Annotated in this window: 17 protein-coding genes; 4 read left to right on the forward strand and 13 right to left on the reverse strand. The window is 33.2% G+C overall.

What is annotated here, in order from left to right; translation table 11 throughout:
- Nucleotides 1-15: 15 nt before the first annotated feature.
- On the reverse strand, nt 16-1,977 hold the full coding sequence (locus ACE939_RS08450) for a S9 family peptidase (RefSeq protein ID WP_378184816.1): 1,962 nt from the start codon (nt 1,975-1,977) through the stop codon (nt 16-18).
- 96 nt (nt 1,978-2,073) lie between these two features.
- On the reverse strand, nt 2,074-5,349 hold the full coding sequence (locus tag ACE939_RS08455) for a PDZ domain-containing protein (RefSeq protein WP_378184818.1): 3,276 nt from the start codon (nt 5,347-5,349) through the stop codon (nt 2,074-2,076).
- A 283-nt stretch (nt 5,350-5,632) separates the two neighbouring features.
- Between ACE939_RS08455 and ACE939_RS08460 the strand changes: the two genes are divergently transcribed.
- Entirely contained in the window at nt 5,633-6,784 is a 1,152-nt protein-coding gene (locus ACE939_RS08460) for a glycerophosphodiester phosphodiesterase (protein ID WP_378184820.1), read from the forward strand.
- A gap of 83 nt (nt 6,785-6,867) precedes the next feature.
- Here the strand turns inward: ACE939_RS08460 and ACE939_RS08465 are convergent, their stop codons facing one another.
- The 10 genes from ACE939_RS08465 to ACE939_RS08510 form a co-directional block, all read right to left on the reverse strand.
- On the reverse strand, nt 6,868-7,995 hold the full coding sequence (locus tag ACE939_RS08465; RefSeq protein ID WP_378184822.1) for an epoxide hydrolase family protein: 1,128 nt from the start codon (nt 7,993-7,995) through the stop codon (nt 6,868-6,870).
- A gap of 1,557 nt (nt 7,996-9,552) precedes the next feature.
- A complete protein-coding gene (locus ACE939_RS08470) occupies nt 9,553-10,077 on the reverse strand; it encodes a hypothetical protein (protein WP_378184824.1) in 525 nt (174 codons plus the stop codon).
- A gap of 386 nt (nt 10,078-10,463) precedes the next feature.
- Complete coding sequence (locus tag ACE939_RS08475; protein WP_378184826.1) at nt 10,464-11,690, reverse strand: alpha/beta hydrolase; 1,227 nt, start codon at nt 11,688-11,690, stop codon at nt 10,464-10,466.
- Between the two features lie 219 nt (nt 11,691-11,909).
- A complete protein-coding gene (locus ACE939_RS08480) occupies nt 11,910-12,569 on the reverse strand; it encodes a hypothetical protein (protein WP_378184828.1) in 660 nt (219 codons plus the stop codon).
- A gap of 240 nt (nt 12,570-12,809) precedes the next feature.
- A complete protein-coding gene (locus tag ACE939_RS08485; protein ID WP_378184830.1) occupies nt 12,810-13,778 on the reverse strand; it encodes an alpha/beta fold hydrolase in 969 nt (322 codons plus the stop codon).
- Between the two features lie 220 nt (nt 13,779-13,998).
- Nucleotides 13,999-14,838, reverse strand: coding sequence for a class D beta-lactamase (blaOXA, locus tag ACE939_RS08490; RefSeq protein ID WP_378184832.1), 840 nt, complete (start codon nt 14,836-14,838; stop codon nt 13,999-14,001).
- Between the two features lie 213 nt (nt 14,839-15,051).
- Nucleotides 15,052-16,095 carry a S41 family peptidase gene (locus ACE939_RS08495; RefSeq protein ID WP_378184834.1) on the reverse strand — a complete coding sequence of 348 codons (1,044 nt, stop codon included), beginning with the start codon at nt 16,093-16,095 and terminating at the stop codon, nt 15,052-15,054.
- Entirely contained in the window at nt 16,092-16,538 is a 447-nt protein-coding gene (locus ACE939_RS08500; protein WP_378184836.1) for a MarR family winged helix-turn-helix transcriptional regulator, read from the reverse strand. Before ACE939_RS08500 ends, ACE939_RS08495 begins: the two co-directional genes overlap by 4 nt.
- Nucleotides 16,539-16,713: 175 nt before the next feature.
- Nucleotides 16,714-19,029: an AAA family ATPase gene (locus tag ACE939_RS08505; protein ID WP_378184837.1), complete on the reverse strand. Its 2,316-nt coding sequence runs from the start codon at nt 19,027-19,029 to the stop codon at nt 16,714-16,716.
- A gap of 154 nt (nt 19,030-19,183) precedes the next feature.
- Nucleotides 19,184-19,873, reverse strand: a complete 690-nt coding sequence (locus tag ACE939_RS08510; protein ID WP_378184839.1) for a hypothetical protein — start codon at nt 19,871-19,873, stop codon at nt 19,184-19,186.
- Nucleotides 19,874-20,451: 578 nt separating this feature from the next.
- Between ACE939_RS08510 and ACE939_RS08515 the strand changes: the two genes are divergently transcribed.
- Together ACE939_RS08515 and ACE939_RS08520 are read left to right on the forward strand one after the other, a co-directional pair.
- Entirely contained in the window at nt 20,452-20,784 is a 333-nt protein-coding gene (locus ACE939_RS08515) for a single-stranded DNA-binding protein (protein ID WP_378184841.1), read from the forward strand.
- Between the two features lie 148 nt (nt 20,785-20,932).
- Entirely contained in the window at nt 20,933-22,144 is a 1,212-nt protein-coding gene (locus tag ACE939_RS08520; RefSeq protein ID WP_378184843.1) for an alpha/beta fold hydrolase, read from the forward strand.
- An 87-nt stretch (nt 22,145-22,231) separates the two neighbouring features.
- On the opposite strand, the gene ACE939_RS08525 is transcribed toward ACE939_RS08520, so the two are convergent.
- A complete protein-coding gene (locus ACE939_RS08525; RefSeq protein WP_378184845.1) occupies nt 22,232-24,496 on the reverse strand; it encodes a fibronectin type III domain-containing protein in 2,265 nt (754 codons plus the stop codon).
- Between the two features lie 161 nt (nt 24,497-24,657).
- Here ACE939_RS08525 and ACE939_RS08530 point away from each other — a divergent pair, with 161 nt between their 5' ends.
- The gene (locus tag ACE939_RS08530; RefSeq protein WP_378184848.1) at nt 24,658-25,551 is read left to right on the forward strand and encodes a DoxX-like family protein; all 894 of its coding nucleotides are present in this window, start codon (nt 24,658-24,660) and stop codon (nt 25,549-25,551) included.
- Nucleotides 25,552-25,639: the final 88 nt, after the last annotated feature.

The following is a 25,639-nucleotide window of genomic DNA, read 5'->3' on the forward strand; positions in this document are numbered from 1 at the left end:
AAACTTGTAGCTATATCAGTCCTCTAAAAGGTTTTTTTGTAAAAACATAGCCATGGCCTCTGTCATTCGATCTCTGTTCACTTTTTTTCTAAAACCATGCCCCTCGTCCTTAGCCAACATATACCAAACCTTACCTTTGTTTTCGCGTATAGATGTAACCATCTGTTCTGATTCACTTGCAGGAACTCTTGGATCATTAGCTCCCTGAATTATAAATAGAGGTTTCGTTATTTTATCCACATGGTTGTTTGGAGAGATGGATGATAAATATGCTCTCATCTTAGGATCGCGCTCATCGCCATATTCGGATCTCCTTAAATCCCTTCTGTAAGATTCTGTATTTTCAAGAAAAGTAACAAAATTACTTATTCCTACAACGTCAATTCCGCATTTAAGTTTATCCCCAAAATTGTACATCGATGACAATACCATATAACCTCCATATGAGCCGCCATAAACCGCAATTTTAGTACTATCATACTCGGGTGTTTTTTCTATCCATTCTATTAATTTACCTATATCCTTGACGGAGTCCTCTCTTTTAAATCCATTATCAAGTTTTAAAAAAGTTTTACCATAACCAGCCGAACCACGAACATTGGGAGCTATTATGGCAATTCCCATTTCATTGGTTAAGAAAGTGAAAAATGAAGAAAAGGATGGAGTAAATTGTCCTTCTGGGCCTCCGTGTATGGCTATGACCACTGGCAGTGGACCTTTTACATTCTTGGGTTTATAGACAAATGCAGGTATCATACGCTTTTTTCCTGCTACCTCGTCATAGGTAGGACAGGTAATTAATTCTGGTTCTGGAAAAGAACTGGTATCCAAACCACCAACCTCACTTGTTGTCCATCGTTTGGATGTCTTTGTTTTTGGATCAAAAACATAGACATCTCCCGGTGTTTTTGCCGTTCTAGATGACATTGCTAATAAATTATTGGTTGGATGAAATTTGAAGGAGTCGATTTGCCCCAAAGGTAAATTAGAAATTTTCTCATAACTATTAGACTCCAAATTTAATAGATATAAGCGACTATAACCGTTCTCATTTACTGTAAACGCCGCCATATCTCTAGATGAATTCAAGGTAACATCATCTATATTCCAAGCTATTTTGTCGGTAACGTAGGTTAATTTTTTGGTCTCAATATCATACGCAACTAGCATGTTAAACTCTTTACCTTGACTTGTAATGGCATAAATCTTTTTACCCGATTTATCCCAAAACTTTGCTAGAAAAACCGCTTCTTTTGTATCATCATTGATCTGAGTTAGTTCTTTTGTAGTTATATCGTAGATATACGAATTAGACTTGGTACTGGATAAAAACTGTGTAACAAGAAGTTTACTGTCATCTGGAGACCAGTCTGAAACTGTCCAATACCCATTGCCACGATCAATTGTGAGCGTAGCTGTTTTGGGAGATTTCATATCCGAAATATAAATATCAAAATCTTTATTATTTCTTCGTGAAGAAGTAAAAGCAAACGTATCACCACGATTAGACCAGCGTACACCAAAATTGAGAGAAGTACCATCGCTTATCATTTCATAAGTTCGTTTATTCATATCATACCAATACAATTGAGAGAATTCATTACCCCCCATGTCTTTTGTGAAAAGAAACCCGTTATGTGCCGAAGAAGGGCTAAAAGAACCGTTGCTCACAGGTTCATCAAAAAATGTAATTTGATTTCTGGATCCACCAGCTGTATTAACAGTATGGAGTTGTCGCGTGTTCCCAAATTGAGTTGCTATCATCATACCGTTGTCATTTGGCAGCCAATCGACAAATGACGCATATCTCGTATTTTGATATTGCTGTATTCTAGAGGTAATATCTGACGGAATTTCAGGTACATTCTCAAGAATCATATTTCCTACTTCTTTTCGATTTTGAGCGGTAAGAATGTTACTAGTTACTATGGTTAAAAAGACTATACTAATGTGAATATAAGCATTTACGTATTTCATGATCTATAACGTTGGTTTTTATTAATCGATAATTTACTTGTTAAATTCTATTTTACACTTGCCTAAGAGGTGTTCTATTGTAGTAATGTTGATGTTCTAATTAGCGGTATGTATTCGCACTGGATAGGCTGGTCGTTGTGGATATACAGTTGGATTTTCTTTTAATTCTTTTAGAACGACATCAATTGCTTTTAAGAGTTGAGGATCTTTACCTTCACTAACTTCTTTGGGCCACTGTTCTACTTCGATGTCTGGTGCTACTCCTTCGTTTTCAATTCTAAAACCATCCTCGTTGTAAAAAGCAACATTAGGTGCTGTCACACTGCCGCCGTCTATAAATTCGGGATAGCCGAGAATCCCAACTAAGCCACCCCAAGTGGTTTTCCCGATAACTTTACCGAGACCGTATTTTTTAAACATCCATGGTAAATAATCACCTCCCGAGCCAGCAGTTTCGTCAATGAGCATAACTTTGGGGCCTTGTATAGATCCACTTGGTGCTTTAAGATCCTTCCCATACCTAAAATTCCAATGTGATTGATACGGCTTTTTCAAGATATCAATATAATAATCTGCTAGTTGCCCACCACCATTATGACGCTCATCAATGATAACTGCTTTTTTATTAACCTGAGGAAAGAAATAGCGTTTAAAATATTCGTGTCCTGCATCGGCCGTATTAGGTACGTACACATAAGCTACTTGTCCGTTGGTTGCTTCATCTACTTTTTTGATGTTCCCCTCAATCCAATCCCTGTTTCTCAGGGCGATTTCGTTTGCCAAGGGTACTACTTTTACCTCTCGTGCGTCTTTACCACTTGGATCTGATCCCACCTTTAAGCTAATGATCTTATTCGCTTTATCTTCAAAAAAGCTAAAGAAATTCTGATCAGCAGTAATTGACATTCCATTTACAGCGATTAGATATTCTCCTTCTTTTATATTAACTCCAGGTTCGGTTAAAGGAGATCGCAGATCTGGAGTCCAATTAAGTCCGCCATAAATCTTTTCAAATTGATACCGGTTATTAGCCACTTTATAGTCTGCACCCAATAATCCAATAGTAACCCGTTCTGGAGTTCGCATTCGATCGCCACGATCTTGAAAACGATGATGTCCTACTGCTAATTCACTACACATCCATTGCATCACACGATATAGATCACTACGACATACGACATCTGATAAGAAACCTTTGTATTTTTCTTTGGTAGCCTTCCAATCAAGTCCATGCATTCCTGGGTCATAAAAATAATCCCTGTTCACCCGCCAAGTTTCGTTAAAAATGTTTATCCACTCCTTTACCGGTTCTATCTTTATATTGATACTTTTGATAGCCAAATGCTCTTTTTCTGGTTTTTTACCTACTTCAGTAATTCCCCAAGATTCACCTTTCTTAAAAATCATCTTCTTCCCATCTGCCGAAATTTTAAAACTATCGGCCTGCATGATTTCTTCTTCTTCTCTCTCTTCCAAATCAAAAAGCATCACAGATTGAGGCTCAGAAAAGTTACTATGTGCCTTTTTAGATAGATACATTATTTTTCCTTCTTCGGCACTTTGCAGGTTACTATACATTCCTTTGGGAATGGGTAAATTAATAATTCTGTTTTGAATACCTTCCCAATCAATACGTAGCGGTTGATGATCCTTCTTATTATCATCTTTATTAGCCTCTTTCTTGATAGAAGATGCCTCAGGTTTTTTAACTGCAATTTGTTCTACATCATTCTGTTTGGCTAAAGGAGAAGTAAGTTCTTTTTGTAAAGTAACTAAGTAGATCGTATTGCTTATTTCCATATCCTGATTGGATTGATCAAACCAATTGACTACAGGTCCTGCATCGGTTGAAGCTGTCATGTAAAGATATTTTCCGCTAGGATCAAAAATAGGTTCTGATACATTGGATAGCCCATCAGAAATTGCATAGGATTTATTTTGACCAATCGAATACACAAATGCTTGTTCAAAATTTGTTTCGGTAACTAGAGTATACGATACCCAGTTAGAATCATGAGACCAAGATCCAAATAGCTCTCTAAAAGCCCCTGGTTGATACAGTACATCGTTGGCTATTTTAGTAACTTTTTTAGTAGAAATATCGGTAACATATAAATTACGCCCGTTATCTACAAAACACAGTTTTTGACTATTAGGTGACCAATGGATATAGGCATAAAACCCTGTTCCCGAGAGAGGAATAGATGTAACACCACCTTCTTTTACAGATTTGAGATGCAAGGCATACTCGCCACCTGCATCCGAAAAATATGCGATTAAGTTACCATCTGGCGACCAGGCTGGATACTTTTCGTGCACTTCTGGAGTTTGGGTAAGATTATCTACTTCACCTTTCTCTGCAGGAACAGTTACAATCTCTCCTCTAAAATCAAAAACTGCTCTGGCACCAGTGGGTGAAATAGTTGCACTGCGCACATAATTGGCACCCGATACATAACGGCTTCTCATCTCGAGTAAATCGGTCGCTATGCCTACCGTGATCTTTTTACTTTGATTAGTTTTGGGATCAAATAGGTGAAGGTACCCTGCTTGTTCATAAATTAGGCTACTACCATTAGTAGACAGGTTAAGGACTGGGAAATCGGTGTACTTGGTAAGCTGACTTATCTCTTTGGTTTGCGTATCATAAGCATAGAGATTAAACTCACCATTACGATCACTTTTAAAATATACCTTTTGCCCTAACCATTGTGGACTCGCATCATTGCCTCCCGATGTTGGTTTAGGTACCTCGACAACTTCTTGACTCTGCTTATTGTAGATCCATATTCTTGCTTGTGTGCCTCCGCGATAATTTTTCCACTGATTAAATACTTCATAGGTTGGATTGTATGCTATGTACTGCCCATCTGCTGATAATGATGCGCTAAACGCAGTGGGTAATGGAAGCTCTAGAGGTTGCCCTCCTGCTATATCTACCGTATATAATTTTGCATGACGATTGGTATAATTGGACCGTTGCGAATTAAAAAGCACTTTTTTACCATCTGGAGTAAAGTCTCGCACTATATCTTGAGACGGATGCCAAGTTAGTCGCTTGGGAACTCCACCAAGCGACGGTATTATAAATACATCTGTATTGCCATCATATTGCGCACTAAATGCTATATGAGAGCCATCTGGTGAAAATACTGGATTGGATTCAACCCCTTCATCAACAGTTAATCGACGCGGATTAGTTCCATCTCTCTTTGCTATCCACAGATCTTCTGCATAAATAAATGCAATGTTCTCTGTACTTATAGTAGGTGAATGAAGTAGTCTAGTGTCTGTAACGTTTTGTGCGCTGATTTGCGAATACCATGCTACTAATATTAGTAACAAACGGGTGAATCGTAAGCCTTTTTTCATTTTAAATTATGTTTGAAATGTGTGTTTTTATAATATAAGTACAGAATATTTACTCTATACGAGTATCTAATTTAGGGAATAAAAATGGAATCTGACAATCTACTTTTACATAACCGCAAACAGGATGTTAGTAAAACACCACTATATCTGTCTTAACTTATCTATGCAACAACTCAAAGCAAAAAATCTACAGTTTAAAGAATCATTTATTGTTTACAAAAAGATAACCTTACAGCCAAGATAGCGTAATTTACGTTTTGTTTTTTTACAAAAAATTAAAACCATGATGACTCTTAAAACTACAACGACCATTTTATTATCAACTGCCTTACTGGCATTCAATGCATGCAATATTGCAGACGATACTACCGAGGAGAATCCACCTGTAAATCTTGCAAAACCTTTGATTATTGCCCATCGCGGAGCTCAGTCTATTTACCCTGAACATACAATAAAGGCTTACGAAAAAGCAATAGCATTGGGTGCAGATTATATAGAGCCTGATTTGGTAATGACCAAGGATAGCGTTTTGATCGCTAGACACGAACCTTTTATGTCGGGAACCACAAATGTTGCAGAAATACCAGAATTCGCACATCTTAAAACAACCAAAATACTAGACGGAAAAGAAATAACTGATTGGTTTGCTTCGGATTTTACTTTAGATGAAATTAAAAAATTACGAGCTAAACAAGCACGATCAGATCGATCTGATCAATTTGATGGTCAATTTGAAATACCAACGTTAGAAGAAATTATAGCCTTGGCTAAAACTAACGTAACAAAAAATGGTAATCCAGTTGGACTATATCCCGAGATGAAACATCCTTATTTTCATAAGCAATTAAACTTATCGATCGAAGATGCACTTTTGTCTGCCCTAGAAACTGCAGATTTGAACAGTGAAAAGGCTCCAGTTTTTGTACAGTGCTTTGAGGTTGCCCCTTTACAATATATCAATAAAAAATCTTCTGTAAAATTAGTGCAATTAATATCTACGTATGGTATTAAGGATGATGGTAGTTTGAATTTTGCAGTGCCCAATGGTGAGTTCATTTCGTATGCAGCTCCTTACGATTTTTTTGAAAATGGAGATACCAGAACTTATGAATTTTTTACTACCGAAGAAGGTATGCGTTTTACAGCATCCTACGCTGATGGTATTGGCCCATGGAAACCTTTTATCATCTCGTATAAAAAAGAGGCCGATGGTACCCTTAGCCTATTACCTGCTAGTAATTTTGTGACATTAGCACATCAATACAAATTGAAAGTTCATCCCTATACCTTTAGAAATGAGGACAAAAAATGGAGTACTACTCCCGAAGAAGAATATCATTTATTTTTTAATGCAGGCGTAGATGGTGTCTTTACAGATTATACAGATGAGGCTGTGAGTGCAGTTTCTACTTGGACTCCCAATTCAAACCAGTAATCTATTCGTCAATTTAAATACAACTAGTTGCTAAAGAACCTCAATGATTCTCTGTATGTGATCATTGAGGTTTTTTTAACGATCTATTGCAGTTTTTTGAAAAATCTTATGATATCATTTGCCAACAATTCTGGCTGCTCCAATGCAGCAAAATGACCACCTTTGGGCATATCTGTCCAATGCGTTATATTTAAACCTTTTTCAATATAATCTCTAGGTGGTATAGGAATTTCCATTGGAAATTTTGCAAACCCTACGGGAATATGGATAAAATCATCTTTTCCAAATTTCATTGGATTAAGGCTAATCTCGTGATACATTCTAATAGACGAATGTATGGTTTGTGTTAACCAATATAGCGTCACATTTGCCAATAATTCCTGTTTTGTAAAACTATTTTCTATATCTCCACTGTTATCACTCCAAGCATTAAATTTTTCAATTATCCAACCACAAAGTCCAATTGGTGAATCATTAAGCCCATACGCTAATGATAAAGGCTTTGTGCTTTGGATCGTAGAATAAGCACCTTCTTGCTTATTCCATTCATTTATACACTGTCTAAATTCGATTGTATTAGCAGTCCTACCCTCTCCTTCTTTAAAATAAGGCTCATAAGAATCGGATATATAATTTAAATGTAATCCAATACTATTTTCTGGGTAGTTTTGCGCAATTTTCATACTAATACCCGCACCAATATCTCCCCCTTGCAGTGCATATTTATCATACCCTAACTTTTGCATTAATTTGTGCCATAACGTAGCATTAAACGCATAGTCACTTCCGCTTTCTATCGGTTTTTCTGAAAAAGCGAATCCGATTATTGAAGGCACAACCACATCAAAAGACAACGCTTCTGATTCTGTCAAATACGGTATAATTTTAAGCATTTCAAGAAATGATCCTGGCCATCCATGAGTAATGATAATGGGAATGGAATTTTTCTTTTTACTTTTGATATGTAGAAAATGAATTTTATGTTTATCGATATGTGCGATAAAATTTGGAAAAGAATTTATTTGTTTCTCTATTGTTCTCCAATCAAATTCATCCTGCCAATAATCTGCTAATTCTTTCATATAGGATAGACTCGTTCCAAATTTCCACTCAGAATTCTTGATTTCATCTGGCCATCTAACATTTTTGATTCGTTCCACCAAATCATCGAGTTTGGATTGAGGAACATTCACTATAAATTTTTCTATCATTTAATTTCCTGTTGTATGCATACGGCTTTGTATGCAGTATGCAAAATGAGATTTCAATTAAGCCAGTTTTAAAGGTCTACCTATCACTCTAGGCATACAAATTTAAGTGATTATATGAAAATGAAGTAGTTATTACTGGCAGGCTTGACCAAACTATTGATTTTTTTAAGATGTAGCATGAATATTTGTCGCGTATGGTAATCTCTGGTTTTTAATAAAAAGGGAAGGTGTCTCAATAAAAACCTAAAAAGTAAGGCTGGGATATAGTTCGTTATTATTTTGGATTAGAATGCCATTTAAAGCCTGAAACAAAGCGTTTAACGCACTTTATCATGACCTAATTATTAATATAATTTTATAGAAAATATGGCTGTAAACTCAATATTTGAAGCTAATTGTATTCTTTTTTAAAGACTCATGTACCAGTTACTAGTGTTGGAAATATTATTTGTATCCGCACAGTTTTTCTGTAATTTTTTTCTTTTATCGTTTAAATTAAATTTGGATTTTGTTTCTGTCTTCTTATTTTCTTTTAGTTCTCTTTTTACTTCTGAATTATTTGTCATGTTTGAAAGAAATCTCCTTTGACAACAACTCCAATGAAAAATTGAATTGATGTGACTCACACACTCATATCCGTTAGGAGCTTCATTAGGTTTTATTTTTTTTACCAAAACTTAGTTTTCTGATTTCCATCACTTCTTCCTCTAAACTTGTTTTGATTGATTCAGAATATTTTGCCTATATTTAGATAGTAATGAAATTTTCTTTACAAGGAATTGGCATATATAGTGAATGCCATTAAATGTTCACGTTTTTAATTAATAATTAAAATTTTTTATTATGTTAAAAAACATTTCAAATTTAGGCTCAACCTTGAGCAAACAAGAGCAAAAATCTATTAGTGGTGGGTCAGGCCCACATTTACTCTGCCCATATGACGGTGAAGGAGAGGCGTGTGTTATCTTACAAACAGGACAGATAGGACAATGCAATAGTTTAGGCATTTGTGGTTAATATAAAGCTAAATTAAGGAGGTTGCTCGAAATGTAACCTCTTTAATTGTCTAAACTATAAATCCATAGTTGGATCGCTTTTTCTTTCTCTGTATGTTGCATGTTGCATGTTGATTATATAATCATCCTTAAATAAGCACGGTGAATTTACTGATAAAACACAAAGAAAATTCATTTCAACACAAAAACAACGTTGTTGTGTAGTGAGCATGTAACAATTACCGATGGGTAGTAAGAATAGAGTTTTAAACGAGATAAACACAAACTAATACGTTAGTACAAATCTGCTAGTAGTGTGGTTTTATTGAAATATTAAAAATAGTTTAAGACCACCTCAAACAATTAGAGTAACGGCTATATTGATCATCAAATAAACCAGTTTAATCAACATGGTGGTCATGCTGGGTCTTACAGATTGCAAGAAAGCTTAGTTATTGTAACCAGTTTTCAATCGTTGGTAGTGTCCAAAAAACTAGCGCTTAAACTCAAAATTTTATACCAAATTTATTTTTTTAAAGAACTTGTGCAACGGTTACTGTTGTTAGGCACAGTATTCTTTTAAATATTTTTCAAACTCTAATTCATATTCTTTTTTGTCAAATTTTAATTCAATGATTGGTTCTATTTCCTCGTTTTCACATTCCTTATTTTTAAAATCATCATTTTTATATAATTTTCCTTTTTTATAAAGAAAATCATCGTTTTCATAGGTTATATCTTTCCAAATTATAAAATCATTTTCCTTTTCTATACGAAATGATATGATTCCACAATAGTCACAACCACAGTGACATCTGTAAATTACAATTCTATTTGTTTGAAATTGATTAGAAGGTTTAATTTTTCCTAAAAACTGCAACACTGAATTGGTATTTATTTTTTTTCTGTCATACAGAGGAAACATTTCTTTATCTACTTCAAATCTATCTAAATCAAAATCACAATATCCCAAGCCAAATCTATTAATATTCAATAAATTTGATAAAGGTTTTCCATCTATAAAAAAATCGAAATCTATTCTTTTTTCTTTTTTTCTTACTTCTCGTATTTCAAATGTATTTATCATCAATCATTTTCTTTACTTAAGAGCTGATTTTATTGTGCCGTAGCGTAGCATCTGATAGCGCTACTCCTATTTGTATCTGTTAAAGATATAACTATTCTAGAACTATCAGTGCCCCCCGACATCAAACCATACGTAAACTTGTCGCTCATAAGGCTTAAAGATAGCGTTCTTCATTGCGCTTTCAAGAGTGTTTTAGTCGTGCATACTTTTCTATGTATAGTAGTTTATAACGTATAATCATACAGATGCTGGTGACCATCATATCAAACAATGGATCACATATAGGATGCCGAGCAAGTTATTTAAAAGCTATTGAAATAATTTAAAAAATAATTATTAATTTTAAGGAACTAGGCTAGTGCTTTTCATAGGATACTTTGTTAGCACTAGTTGTTTTTATTCCATTTTAGGATATAACCTTCTAGCTCTGATTCATTTTGGTTTTTTGCAATCTTGATAGTCTTTTCATACCAAAGTTCAGATTCTTTAACATTCCCAAGAGTCCTATAATGATTTGCCTTTGCAAAGTATAGCATCGAAGCATTAGAAAATTTATCAAGTCCTAAGTTCAAAATCTCAAGTGCATCTTCTGTTCTGTCATTATCAAAGTAAAAGCCATAAAATCTATTGAACCATCTAGGTTGTCTGTAGTAGTCCTTAATGAAACTTTTTCCATCGAACTCTTTTACGATAGCATCAAAAAGTTTGAAGTCATTTTCATTATGAGCCTGTACTAAAAGATAATGTTTTGTGTCATCGTGAATATTATTTGATATTTCATATCTGCTTGCTCTGTTTTCGTAATGTTCTTTCAATTTTTCAATTCCGCCAAACTGTTCAAATTCATTTAATGAGAAAAACCGAATAGGTCCATAATCGCTGAAAAAAAGTTTCAGACCTTCGTTTATTGTTGTCAATGGGGTAGTATAATGATTTTCATTGTTAGAAAGGTTGTATTTCCATTGTATGTTTTCAGTTGGATGCTTTCGAAAAATAGAATCCAGCGAGAACATTGATTCTGTAGCCCAATTTTCAACAGTCCCTAATACTGAATAAACTGCTAAATGCTGTTTAGGGCTATTTTTTAGCATTTCGCTTACTGATTTTAAGCGGTCTTTAAAAATATTTGTTGGACTTGATAAGAGAAAGCCTTGAAATAGGTCTGTTTGGTTTGCGATTATTTCAACACCAAGTCCTCCCGCCATTTCCCATCCAAAAAAAACACGCTCATCTGTTGTCCTATATTTTGTGTCAATCTCAGGAATTAGTTCCTTTTCTAAAAACTGAATGAATTTGCTGGATTCCTTATAGAATAAATTTCGCCTTCTAATTGGGTCTGTACTAATGCCAACCACAATAAATTCCGGTGTAATTTCCTGCCAAACGAGATTTTGCTGAAAAACAACTCCATTTAAAAAGTAACGTTGTGCATCTATAACATAAAGTACTGGATAGGTTTTTGAGCCATTTTCGTAACTGCTTGGTAAAAAGATTTTAATTTCTCGCTGTTCTTGCAGAACATCTGACTTTAGAAGTATCGAATCATCCAAACTCTGACCCACAATATGGTTGGTTGTAAATAGTAGGATTATCAGATAAAAAATTTCTTCCATATTGTTTGTCACAATTAGTGCCAACGGCTCAGTGTATGAGATGTAGCGTGTAAAAAGACACTAACTTTTCGGATAGACACATAGCCGAATTTTAATATTTTGTTTTTAATTTTTCTCTTTTTAAAAGCCAAATTAAAAATTTGGCAGTCTTTGTAAATAAGCACAAATTTTACTGTTAAGCACTTATTAGCTTTGTTTTATACACCGTGTTGCCAGTAGTTATTTTTCGATTATATAATCATCTTCGGTTAAAAGCTTTTTCATATGTGTCAAGTCAGCATATTTAATAAAAATTTCATCATAAGCACTTGAGTAACCTTTAAAAGCTCCAAGTAATCGTTGTGTTTTATCAAGCATTAATACTTGATTTTTTGGTCTACATCGATATGCAGCTTCATATATTGAAAACCCTTCAAATCTATTATTAATTATGAACGGTTTTTCATATGAGCCATCACTTAAATTCATTATTGAATGAATAATTTTAACCATCATATTAAAATGCTCTTTTGACAAATCCTCATTTCCAGATTTACGATATGCAAGAGCTATCTCTTTATGAGCAGTCAAATTATTTGGACATAATTCTAGAAGCTTTTTAGTTTGTTCAATTGCTTTTAAATAATTTTTATCTTGATTTAATTTATATATAGAACCGGATAAACTATCTAAAATAATAGGGTTTACTAAATCATTTAATGTTTGATATCTAGTAAATTCAATTAGTTTATTATTATCAATTGTAGTATCTCTTTTAATAAGTATTTGTTTTATTTTGATATATTCATCTTTATCGATAGAATATTGATTGTCATTTTTTTGCGCTATACATTGTGTGATAAAGATAAGAGAGAAAGAATATGATAGGAATAATCTCATTTTGCAGTTTTTTAATTGTACCTAACGGACTTGTGTATGAATCGTAGCGTGCAAAAAGACACGTACTTTTCGGGTTAACACAGAGCCGAATTTTTAAATTTTGTTAATTATCTTTTCTTATTTTAATTGTACCAAATTTAAAAATTTGGCGACATCACAAATAAACACAACCTTTTTGATTAAACATTGATTGCCCTATTTGCTATATATAATGTTGTAAAACGTTTGCTTTTGACTTCTCTATTCAATTGTTTCGGCCAATAAATGTATTTCTTTAGTAATTATTTCAGCATTCTCTTTTTTTGTAATTATAGAGCCGTGATTTGCATCCATATAAAATTGTTTTCCTTTAGTAGATAGTTCTTTCAGTTCTTTTTGCATTTCAAACCATATTTCAGAATCTCCGTATTGTTTTTTTGCGGTAAAAACTAAGATAGGTAAGGAATCTAAACTCCTAGATTGACTAGCACGTAAAAGAATATCATTATTTATAATATCTGCTTTTAAATATCTACGATAAACATCTCCCGAATAAGAAGTAAGTTTAAGTTTACGAATTTGGCAATCTTTCGGTAAGTCGTCGGTCTTATATTTAGGGTTTTTTATTGTATTATAAGCTCCTAGTAGGCCCATATCTGATAAAACTGCAAATGATTTTAGTGAACTAATTTGATTTTCATTAAATATTCCATTTTCTGCAAGTCGTTTCCATTGTTCTGGATGACTTGAGTCTAGAAAAACCATTCCTTTAACTTCATTTGTATATAAGTCTCTAAAAATTCGATTATAAGGACCACCCATTGAATGACCAACTAATATGTAAGGTGGTTTTTCTCCATTTTTTTCTAATAATTTATGTAATTGTCGAGCATAATATTCTGGTGTAATACTATCTTTGGTTGGTTCGCTAAACCATTTTCCTTCTCTGTCATACCTTATAACTCTCATATTTTTATTCAATCCTTCAGCAATCCAATGAAATACATCTGTATCATTACCTGAACCTGCTTCAAATATAATCGTAGGTAAATTATTTTTTTCGCCTTCTGCTCTTATATGAAGTTTTGTTCCGTCGACATCAACTAATTTTCCTGGCGGAACTGGTTTTGAACTAAACAATCGGAAACATAATCCAGATACTAAAACTAGAATTATAAAACTGGCAAATATTCTACCTATCCACTTTAGTATTTTTAGCAATAATTTCATCTTATTTTTTAAATGTTTTACAACGTTAAATATATGGCAAGTTGGGAAGAAAATAAGCGATTACTTTCGGTTTAGCCACAAGCCAAATCTTTTTTGTTTTGTTTTATTTTTTCTCATTTAATACCAAATCAAAAAGATTTGGCGAACTTCGTAAATATGCCTAAACTTTAGGTTAAACACTAAAACCCGTATTAATTATAGCCATTGTTAGCACCCGTATTTATTTCATAACATTCATTTTTCTAAGACCAAGAAGAGTTAAATCCAACCTTTTTTTAATGAAAGAATCGAAATCGAACTCTTTTTTAGGCTCCAGATTAGTAGCAAATAGGTATGTATCATTTTTAAATTCAACGAACCCAACAAACCAACCATTGTATTCTCCGTTATTATTTGATAAACCAGATTTCCCACTAAGTTTATATTGGTCAGTTTCTTTGATGAGCATAATCTTTCGCATTATACTCTCAGTTCTTTTGGAGATAGGAAGTTCAAAATTGTAGAGCCTTTTCAGAAAGTCGATTTGTTCCATTTGACTTATTCTTGATTCTCCTTCTAGCCAAAATTTATCAATGTTGGTAGAATCAATTTCTAGATTCCCATAGTTAAGTTTTGATACATAATCATTCATTCTTTTTGAACCGACTTTTCTTGCAACTTCTTGATAACAATGAACACATGAAAATTGAAAAGCATCTCTAAGAATTAAGTCTTGTTCCCAATTTTTTAACCATTTCTTTTCCCCGTCCCATTTAAATATGACACTATCATTTTCAATCACGCCTGTTTCAAGTCCAATAATTGAATTTGCGATTTTGAATGTAGATGCTGGTAAATTCCCTTTGTTTGACCATTCAAAGTCATTTGAATAGTATATCTCCTTGTTTAAATCGTAAATTAATATTGAACCTTTAACATTAGAAGAATCAATAATTGACTGAAATTCAGTTTTTACTATTTTACTATTCTCAGTTTTTTGTTCTTTAGTCTTTGCTATTTGACTTCTTTCTTTACAAGAGAAACATATAAGTAATAGTATTGTCAATGTGGGTATCTTCATTTTTTTATATTGGTGTTAACGGTCTTGTATATGGCTCGTAGCGTTCAAATTAGCAATAAATTTTCGGTTGAGCACGAGCCGAATTTTTTAATTTTCCTATTACCTTTTCTTTGTATAAGCCAAATTAAAAAATTTTGCGGACTTCATAGAAATACACAAACCCAGCGATTAAGCCCGAAACCCGTATTTTTTATAGGTTGTGTTGTGTGTAGTTTATTTTTTTAGGGTTTTCAAGATGTCGTCATAAAAACTAGTTGCATGTATATTTTTACTTTTTAGCGAGTCAAGGGCTTCAATATGAGCAGTTTTAAGCGCTTCTTCTTTATCCGTCTTAATGTCTGGTATAACTCCAACAGTTTCCCAATTGGTTTTGGTAACGGGATTTATAGCACGGCCTGTCGGTGTCCAAACATTAAATTTCTCAGATGCCTTAATACGCCCTCCCGGATGGGCGCCTCCACCGGTTGTTTCTCCTATTATAGTAGCACGTTTATAACTTTGCAAATCATAAGCAAAACTTTCTGCTGCTGAAAATGTTCTACTACTGGTAAGTATATATAGTGGAATTTCTGGCATCCTTTTACCGACTACAAAGGGTAGTGTCCAAAACTGTTTAGTTATCCTTTCCTTTCTTTTATAGACAGAGCTTAGTTGAACAACTTCACTGTCAAAAAAATAACTAGAAATTAATTGTACCATATTTGGAGTTCCACCACCATTATTTCTTAAATCTATTATTATGGCGTCCGAATTGCTTAAAAAATTCATAGCCGAAACTGCCGTTTTTCCTGCGTATTTTGTGTCTCTAAATTTCCTTAAATCTAAGTAACCAATATTACCTGGTAAAATTTTTACCTCTTTAAAGTAATAATTGTTTCTTTTTAAATTAGCAATATATTCTTTCTCAAATCGTAGGCTATCTTCATAACTTATAACTTTTTTCTCTTTTGCAATTTTTTCTGGTTCGAACAATACCCTTAAATGTCTATCCTTATTGAACGACTGAATATCTTTGGTCAACACTTGAGCAAACCCTTTAGCACTTTTAATGGAATCATACATCCCATCATTTGAATTCTTATCCACTAATTGAATAATCTGTTCGGTTATCTCGGGAAAAATATAGTTTTCGTATAAAATATCTTTTATGGTCTGAATTGTTTTATGTTTTTCCTGTTTGCTAATAGGGGTTGAATTTACTTGCCCAAAGGCATGTGCAGAATAAATTACTAAAATTAGTAGGGTGTATTTTTTCATTTTGTTGTAGTTGTGCAGTTGGTAATTATTTTATTTAAAATCGTCGTTACTTGTGCCAGTTCATCTTCGGTTATATTATTTAATGCTTTTTGCCTGTTTGAAATAACAACGGCCTCTAAAGCATTTAGACTATTCAAACCTTTATCCGTAATTTTTAGAATAGATTTACGACGGTCGTTTGAGTCTTTTTTTCTTACTAGATATTTTTTTTTAACCAAGGATTCTACCATTCTAGTTATGGAAGCATCTTCTTTCAAAAGTAATTCTGCAAGTTCTTTTTGAGATAGATTTTCTTTTCTTGATAAAAATTGTAAAATGAGTGTTTGGTCAACAGTCAAATCTTCTATGATTTGCGAATATTTTTGTTGAGCAAATTTCCTGTATGCCTTCATTGCCTTTTCTATAGAGTAAAAAATAGTTTTTGAAGGAATAATATAATTCATTTAATTTGATATGTATATGTTTGATATATCAAATATATAATAATATTTTTAACTTTCCTTTTTTAAGTTGATCCAATTAAAATGTTTTGTCTTTTGTTGGAATTACATACAACGTTTGGTATATGAAGCTTGGGGAGGAACGAGCTATGATTTCATATACATTGTTGGCATTTAGTTATTCTTTATTTTCACAAACTTCAATCATTTCTTTATAATGAGTTTTGTCAATTTCTTTAATTAGATTCAAAATATCTTTTATAACATTAGAACCTTCGTCCATTTTATTGTCGGAGGAATCATTGTCAAAGTCTTGTGCGTGAGAATATTTGTTAATAAAACGATAGATATATTCTTCTTTGTCTTTAAATGATGTGTTTTGAATTCCTTTTTTTAATAATTGTCTAAAATCACTTAACCTTTTAGGGTGTTTGAATCTTAGAAAAGTTTCAAGTATTTTTCTAGAAGCATTTGCAGATAAATAGGCTTTGTCCAAATCTAAGGCAGTATCATCAGAATAGGTTATTAGTTTTTTAAACAAGTAATGATATTCTGATGTATACTCTAAGAGCGTTGGGTCTGCATCTTTAATACAAGAAAACCGCATTTGATTACTATCAAAGTTAGATTCTATTGAGTAAATATTACATACGGTTTTTGGTTTGGAAGGGTCTTTTCCGTGTTTTTGATTTTGCTTTTTATTTTTGGTTTCGAACCAATCCCTTACAAGTCTATAATAGTTGAAATTATGTGTTAATATAAAAAGTTGTTTTGCTTCATTACAATTTAACTTTAGGTACGAATATGAACTAAACAAATTATTCGAATCAAAACTTGAAATTGGGTCGTCAACTATTATAGTTGTATCTTTTATTTTATTGTCTTGTTCTAATATTTTATTTATAAAATAAACAAAAGCTATAGCTGTTTTTTCTCCTTCACTTAATTGATTTCCATTAGTATTAAGGTTTCCATTTCTTTGTATTTTATAACCACCTTTTTCTTGTGGATCTAGGGCTATATCTTTTCTTCCCAAGAATTTCCATAAATCATTATTAAACTTGGTAGCACCAAGAGCTTCAGTAGAAATTAATGAATTCAATTGTTTGATATCCAATTTAACTTTTTCAAGTTCTAATTGAAGTTCCTTGTTTTTTTGAATTGTTATTAGTTCAAGATTTTTTTGCTTATAATAATCATATCTTTTAATTTCATCTTTAATGTATTCGATTTCAAGGTTATTCTTAGCTTGTTGTATAATTGTCGAAGCACTTAAAAATTTTTTATTATGGTTTTTAATTATTTCTGTTGCCTCTTTATAATAATGAGTTAAATTGGTTACATCAAAATTTAAAATTAAATTTTTAGGAATTTCAAATGGATTTACAGCCTTGGTTTTAAGTATTACTATCCATTTATCCAGTGCTTTTATTAGTTTTTCATTCTCAAAATCAATATTCTTTTTAATTTCCTCGTATTCAGCTTGATATTCCTTATAGAGTGTTTTGTGAGATGGTAATTCTGTTATTTTCATTTCATCTATCCAAGCAATTGCTTTCGATAGTTGCTCTTGTAAATTTTTGAATGAATCACTAAAATGATTGTTTAAAGTGGAAAGACGTAGTTTAGTAATGTTATTTCCACAAAAAGCACAATTGTCTTCGTCTTTATGTAGTTCAAGACCTAATTTAACCCAATCAGATTTTATAAAATCATTCTTTAAACTATCAATTACTTCTGATGTTATTTTTGAATTTAATAGTAAAATTATTTTTTCATAGCCAGAATTTATTTGGGACAAAACTGAAAAGTCAGGTATTTCAATTCTATCTTTGTCTTGTGGTTTTATAGTTTGAGCTAACTTTTCAATTTCTTGAATAGTCAATGAAGCTTTTTTGATATTATCTTTATTTTTATTTAAAGAATTTTCAATTTTTGTTTTATTGTAATTGGACAAGTGTTTATCTTCAACCTCAATTAATTGAAACTTTTGTTTAATATTTTTGGCAGATTCTGATAGAAAATTACTGTTGTTTTTTATTAAACCTTTATTCCCTTTCTTTTCTCCGTTAAGTGTTAATTCATTTTTAGCTATAGATTCACTTATTTTTAATTTTTCTTTTTTCTTATCTTTTAATTTTAATATTTCTTTTTTTTTATCATCTGAAACGACAAGAATTCCTTTAATTGTATCGTTCCAATTAATGTTACGTTCTACAAAATCAACATTGAAAACTTTAATATTAAAATCACTTTCAAATTTGTCTGATTCAGAATAAGTTTTTCCGTCTTTTTCAAAACTCCATTTTGAATCTGGAAATCTTGATATCGATTCATTTGATTCAATTAAAGAAAATAAATGTGATATCGTTGATTTACCACTACCATTTAATCCGTAAAATAGATTAAGTTTATTAAAATTACTATATGCTGGATTACTCTCAATATCCTTGAATATTCCAAAATTTGATACTCCTTTAATTTTCTCAATCATTTAATTAGGTATATATTTTTGAGTATGAGTGGTAATGAATGCCAACGTTTATGTATAAGATTAGTGGCGTATTTAAGCACCTAATTTAGCAAATAAACACCAGATAGAAAATCCGCGAGGATTTTCGTAAGTAGGCGAGAACTAGCCATTAATTTTATACGGTGTTGGCATTAGTTTTTTTGTTTTTTTCATTTCCTAATTTAATAATTATAAACCAAAATAATGAATGTATTAAAAAATTCAGAATGTAATTCCAAATCGGATTATTCCAAATTAAAGGTATTTGATAAGCAATCCAAGTACTTATTGCTCCAAAAATTCCGAACATAATTAAAGAAGCAAACCATCCTGCTATAGCATTGGCTTTTCGTCCGTCTTTGCTGTAAAGTGGTAAGAATATTAAAAAAGGTAAAATAATAACAAATAAATAATTTGACGTAAATGTCATCCAATAAATAGAGCGTATGGGCTTTTTCGTAGTAGTTTTAGGTTTATTATTCGCTGGATTGTTCTGGTCGATAATTTCAGATGTTTCAGATTTTATAGAGTCTTTTAGAAATAGACGTGATAATTCGTCTGAATAATGTTTTCTATAGAATACTTTTCGTTCCATTTGAGATAGTCCGTTAAGTATTATGGAATCATTTGGGTATTTTGTTTTGAGAGTGCTTATTTTTTCAAGTTGTTCAATTTTATTATTCAAGTGGTAATTATAACTAAAACCTAAATAAAAATCTGATGCTATTATTAAACCAATTACAGAAATAAAAATGGCAGTTTTAAACCCCCAAGAAGTGGTTTTATCTTTAATTAAATCAATAAAATGTTTAAATATGTCTCCCAATTTTGATTTTTTGTCAAATTAATGCCAACAATGATATATAGACACCTATGGTAATTATATTTCTCTTTTACAAACACTACCCTTAGGATACTATGTGGGGTTGGTAGTTGGTTTTACTATTACTAAACTACATAATTTATTATATATAAACTACTTAATGCTCCAACAGATTTTAAAACCTTCAGGACTTGGGCGGCAACATTTCCTACCATCGGGAAACCTTCCTGACAAGTGCGGCAACTTTCCAAGCAGTGGTAGCAAGGGTTTAGCAAAATATATCATACTTCACATTCATCTTTATCTTGATATTTGTAACAACTCCCAAAACTATCCTCTATAATCGCTTATTTATCAATACATCTTCCGTCTATTCTTAGTGAGTAAACAGGCACTTTCTATTATCACTTCCTATACAATTAGATAGTTATATCGGATAGTAATCGACAACAAACGAATACAAACGAGTATAAACGAAAGCAAATACTTATAAACCAACTCCCGCCTCTAGGACTCAATATATTTGTTCCTGTTTACTAGTTACAATTAAATAATAAAGTAATCAATTTAATATATATAGTATGAGTACACTTAAAAACAAAGTTCAGTTAATCGGTAATTTAGGTCAAGACCCAGAAATCATGACCTTGGAGAGTGGTAAAAAATTGGCAAAATTCTCACTAGCAACTAATGATTATTATTACAACAAAGCAGGCGACAAAGTAACCGATACGCAATGGCACCAAGTTGTGGCGTGGGGTAAAACTGCCGAGGTTGTAGAGCATTACGTTAACAAGGGTCAAGAACTAGCCATCGAGGGTAAACTTACTTCTCGTAGTTATGAAGATGCAGCAGGTAACAAGCGGTATATTACCGAGATTATATGTAATGAATTGTTGATGCTTGGTAAATAAACTTTTTGGTTTGCATACAACGAAAGAACTAATAGTCCTGAAATAACGTAATACGCTATCTCAGGACTATGTATGTTTAACAGATTTTTAACCCCCAAAGGCTGTTAGTAAGTGACAAAAGTTCGACTTTTATAAAAACAAATCTTATATGAGTCTTTCAAAAATTACCTTTACCAATCTTGATAACCAAACACTTTCGGGATCCTTAGAACTGCCGGTTGACCAACATCCTCATAATTTTGCAATTTTTGCGCATTGCTTTACCTGTACCAAAAATTTGAGCGCTATTCGCAATATTAGTAGAGCCTTGGTTGCAAAAGGATTTGGAGTACTACGCTTTGATTTTACGGGGCTCGGTGATAGCGATGGGGCTTTTGAGGATACCAACTTTTCTGGCAATGTACAAGACGTAATAGCTGCAGCTCAATTTTTGAAAGAGCACTATAAAGCACCTACTTTAATTGTCGGACATTCTTTAGGCGGAGCGGCGGCGATATTTGCAGCTGCAGAGCTATCCTCTATACGGGCAGTAGCTACCGTAGGTGCTCCCTCTCACCCAATGCATGTTCAACACTTATTAAAAAGTGAGCTTGCTGAAATTAAAAAAAATGGAAAGGCGGTAGTAAATCTAGGGGGAAGAGATTTTACGATTAAAAAACAATTCTTAGAAGACTTACAAACAAAATCTCTATCTAGTGTAGTTAAAAAATTTGGAAAAGCGTTACTCGTTCTGCACGCTCCGCAAGATACCGTAGTAGGTATTAAAAATGCCGAAGAAATCTATATTGCCGCGCATCATCCCAAAAGTTTTGTGTCGCTAGATGGTGCCGATCATCTACTTATGAATAGAGAAGACTCGTTGTATGCTGGGGATGTGATTGCAACTTGGGCTTCGCGCTATGTTAAAATTCCTAAACAGGCTAAGTTGTCTACAACGCATGAGGTCGTTGCCAGTTTGGATGATATGACTAGTTTTGTAACTCAAATGAAGGTAGGTAACCATTATATCACCGCCGATGAACCTATTGCGGTAGGTGGCAGCGATTTTGGTCCAAACCCTTATGAACTTGTATCAGCTGGCTTAGCAGCATGTACGGTAATGACTATAAAAATGTATGTTGCCAGAAAAGGATGGCCACTGCACAATGTTCAAGTACATACTAATTACACTAAGACGCATAAAGAAGACAGTGCACACTCTACAGATCCCGAAGCCAAAATCGATACATTTTATCGTGATATAAAATTAGAAGGTGATCTGGATGAAAAACAAATTGCTCGTATATTACAAATCGCAAATAAATGTCCTGTACATAAAACATTGCATAGCGAGACGCAAATCATTACAGCTATTGTATAAGCTACCACCAGTAACATGATTGATTCCTAAAAAAATCTGTTGTACTTATTTTTTAGGAATCAATACAATGGGGGTAGTAATTGTTACTTACTTCTTTACAATCTTCTTGACTTGAAGCACTCGCCCAGCTTTATCATAAATTGTAATAAAGTAAATACCAGCATCTAAATCATCTAAGGTAAGCTCTACTATGCCAGCTTTGTGTAAACCTGTATAAACTAATTGACCACTCATATGATATAGTGCTATAGATACAGTATTGTGCTGCGTTGGTACATCAATTCTTAAATCACCAGAAAAAGGGTTAGGATAAACAACCAAATCCAATTTTGCTGGCTCTATAAAATCAGGATAAGCAACCGATCTATTTGCAACAATACTTGCTGTTTCCATCGTACAAGCATCAATAAATTCCCAATTTGAAGCGGTAAGTTCAAAGAGATTACCTTGATAAACGACACGGTCTCCTACCTCATAAGAGACATCACTGCGCCACTGGGCAACATCTTCACATATATCATCTATTGGAGTAGAAGTAGTTGTGTAACTTACTATCAAAGTAGCTGCATTACTCGCACCACCCTCGTATGAATCTGCAACTCGTTTTGCCGATGTACTCGTACTACTCGTACCTGTACCTGTAATAATAAAGCTTGCGCTGTTACCCGACTGCCATCCATTGGTAGTCACCAAATTTTGGAGAAGCTCGGTCAAATCAGGTGATCGTTGGGCAATACCACGATCCCCACTTGTCCAAGGATCGGGTCTCCATACTATTTGATTATTAAATGTAAAACGACTCGATACATTATTTGAAGTAGAAAAACTCTGGGAATTGCTACTATTCTCGAGCGCAATTTGTAGTTCCGTTTGGGCACTCGTACTCTCATCTGCAGTAAATTGAAGATACGCGTTGGTTATCGTCGCATTTTTAGGAATTCGCACAGATTGAAACCGCAACCCCACTGTTTGATAACTATCATTATTACTACTGTCGTATACTAGCTCCAAGTCACTACTATTAACATATAATGCTCCATTCTTATCTTCTTCAACGTCATCGGATCCGCTGGCAATAGGCACGGTTATCGTTCCCGAATCTGGATCAGGGTCAACAGCGCCATCTCTGTTAATTGTTATCACACTTCCGTTAGAAGGGTTCCAGATATCAAGATTTCTGGGAGCTACAAATACATTTGCATTAGATACTTCTCCTACTTGCGAGGCATTATCCACTTTAATAGTACGAGTTTCGATTTTGTCTTGATCAACAAAAATCCATTTAAATTGATTGAAGGATGCCGAGTTACGCGTCCATGCTTTGCCATCATCATTAGATCTCAAGGGTGCGCCCCAGCATCCCTCACCAACAAATACAGTTCCGTTTTTATCATCTCTAACAAATCCCTCATCATTATCTGATCCAGACGATGGTCGTATTGGCCATGTTGATTTTACGGTATGAGCATCACACTCTACCACCAGATTTACGCCTTTAGTATAAAAAAGATTCGCCCAATAATTATATTGATTGTTGCCTTCTCGTTTTGAGGATACATGTGGACGCATGGGTTTGTGATACTGTGCTATCTTCCATAGAACATTGGAGTTGTTATTAAGATCATTTTCTAACCAAGTAGTTTGATTACCAGCTATTGACACTTCGGTATTAAGGGTATATGTTCGCACAAGATTTTGACCAAAAGTGATTGCATAGATTACACTGGCCGAAGGCACGTCAAAAAGATTGTAAATACTATTATTGCTACTTTCATGATTCCCTCTCGCTGCTATAATAGGAAACATCCTGTTATCACTCGCTATGGTTAATTGCCAATCTGTAAACCAGGTTATCCATTCACTAGAACTATCACCATTAGTCATATCACCACCAAATAGTACAGCATGCGGTTTTAGCTTTGCTACCAAACTGTTAGCATTGCGTCGGGGTGTTCGATTGTTACGAGAATCACCACCAGCAATAAATGATAATCTACTAGTATCTGCTGGTGCTGTTTTAAACCAGTAGCGTTCACTCGTTCCTTGGCTATCTTTAATCACAAAATAATACGCTGTATTAGGCTGTAAACCAGTTAATCGGGCAAAAGTATTATTCATCCCCTTATAAACCACGCTACGGTCTACCGATTTAGAATAGGAATATGCGTTACTATTTGTTCCATGATCCACCGTATCATAATATACCACAGGGTTAGATCCTGATGTTTGATCCCATCCAATAACAATAGATGTAGCTGGATTATCCCGTAGGGTCAATCGATACTTATCGTTGGACGCATTGAGCTTAAAAGCAAAAAGAAATACCAGAAATAATGTGTAAAAATTTTTCATGAAATATTTTTAAATTGGTTTAACTAAGATAGCTACTTGTTTACATTTATAAATGACTTTGAATTTTTAATAACCAAAATTTAAACCTGTTAACTAAATCGTTTAAAAAACTTAACATTGTCATTAACGAAAATGAATTAAAATAATTGTTTATTTATCCTATGAATACGCTTAGAACCAATCAACTTTTACATATTTCGGTATTTTTTATCTTTATTGGCCGTGCATACCAACATATGTTTTGGGATGCTCCCTATCGTACTTTGTTTTGGGATGAAGCTTTGCTAAAACCAATAATAGAGGGCGTATTTAATGGGTCTTGGCAAACGTATGTCACTAGTTTATACACCGATGGTTTAATTAATTGTAGTATACGTATCATAGGATTTATATATTTATCGGCTGCTTTTGTCACTATTTTATTATTGCGGTTTAAACACTGGATCCTTAATGCTATTATTTTCGTATCTGGTTGTAGTTTGTTAATTCTGTCAGTTTTATTAACGAAAGAAAAGTTTTATCATGTTGCTCAATTTTTTGAGCATAGCATTCAATTTGGACTTCCATTTATTTTGTTATATAGTAGATCTCTTAAAGTAAATCAAAAGAAACTATTACTACTACTTAAAATTAGTATAGCTGCCACCTTTTTTTCGCACGGCTTATATGCCTTTGGGTTTTACCCAGTACCAGGAAAATTTGTAGATATGGTGATCCAGATTTTGGGTGTAAATGAACAACAAAGTATAACTCTATTGTATATAGCAGGATTATTGGATTTTATTATCGCCATTCTCATATTTATCCCTAGAGTTTCTAGATATGCTTTACTCTATGCCATGGCTTGGGGTTTCGTTACTGCGTTAGCTCGTATCGTAGCTTCTATCGATAGTGTTTTTATTTGGCAAAGTTTACACCAAAACTTATATGAAGTCGTTTATCGTTTGCCACATGGTATTGCTCCACTTATTGTCTATTGGATGCTGCAAAATTCAAGAAAACAAGATAGAAAAATAATGGATGACTTTGAAACCACCCAAAATTCTATAGAATAGTTAAAATATATTCCATCTTTTTTAACATTTTCACTTAAATCTACCTTAAATACTTTGTCAACTACAAAAACTGCACTACCTTGTCTAT

The organism is Aquimarina rhodophyticola, from assembly GCF_042434915.1.
Taxonomy (GTDB): domain Bacteria; phylum Bacteroidota; class Bacteroidia; order Flavobacteriales; family Flavobacteriaceae; genus Aquimarina.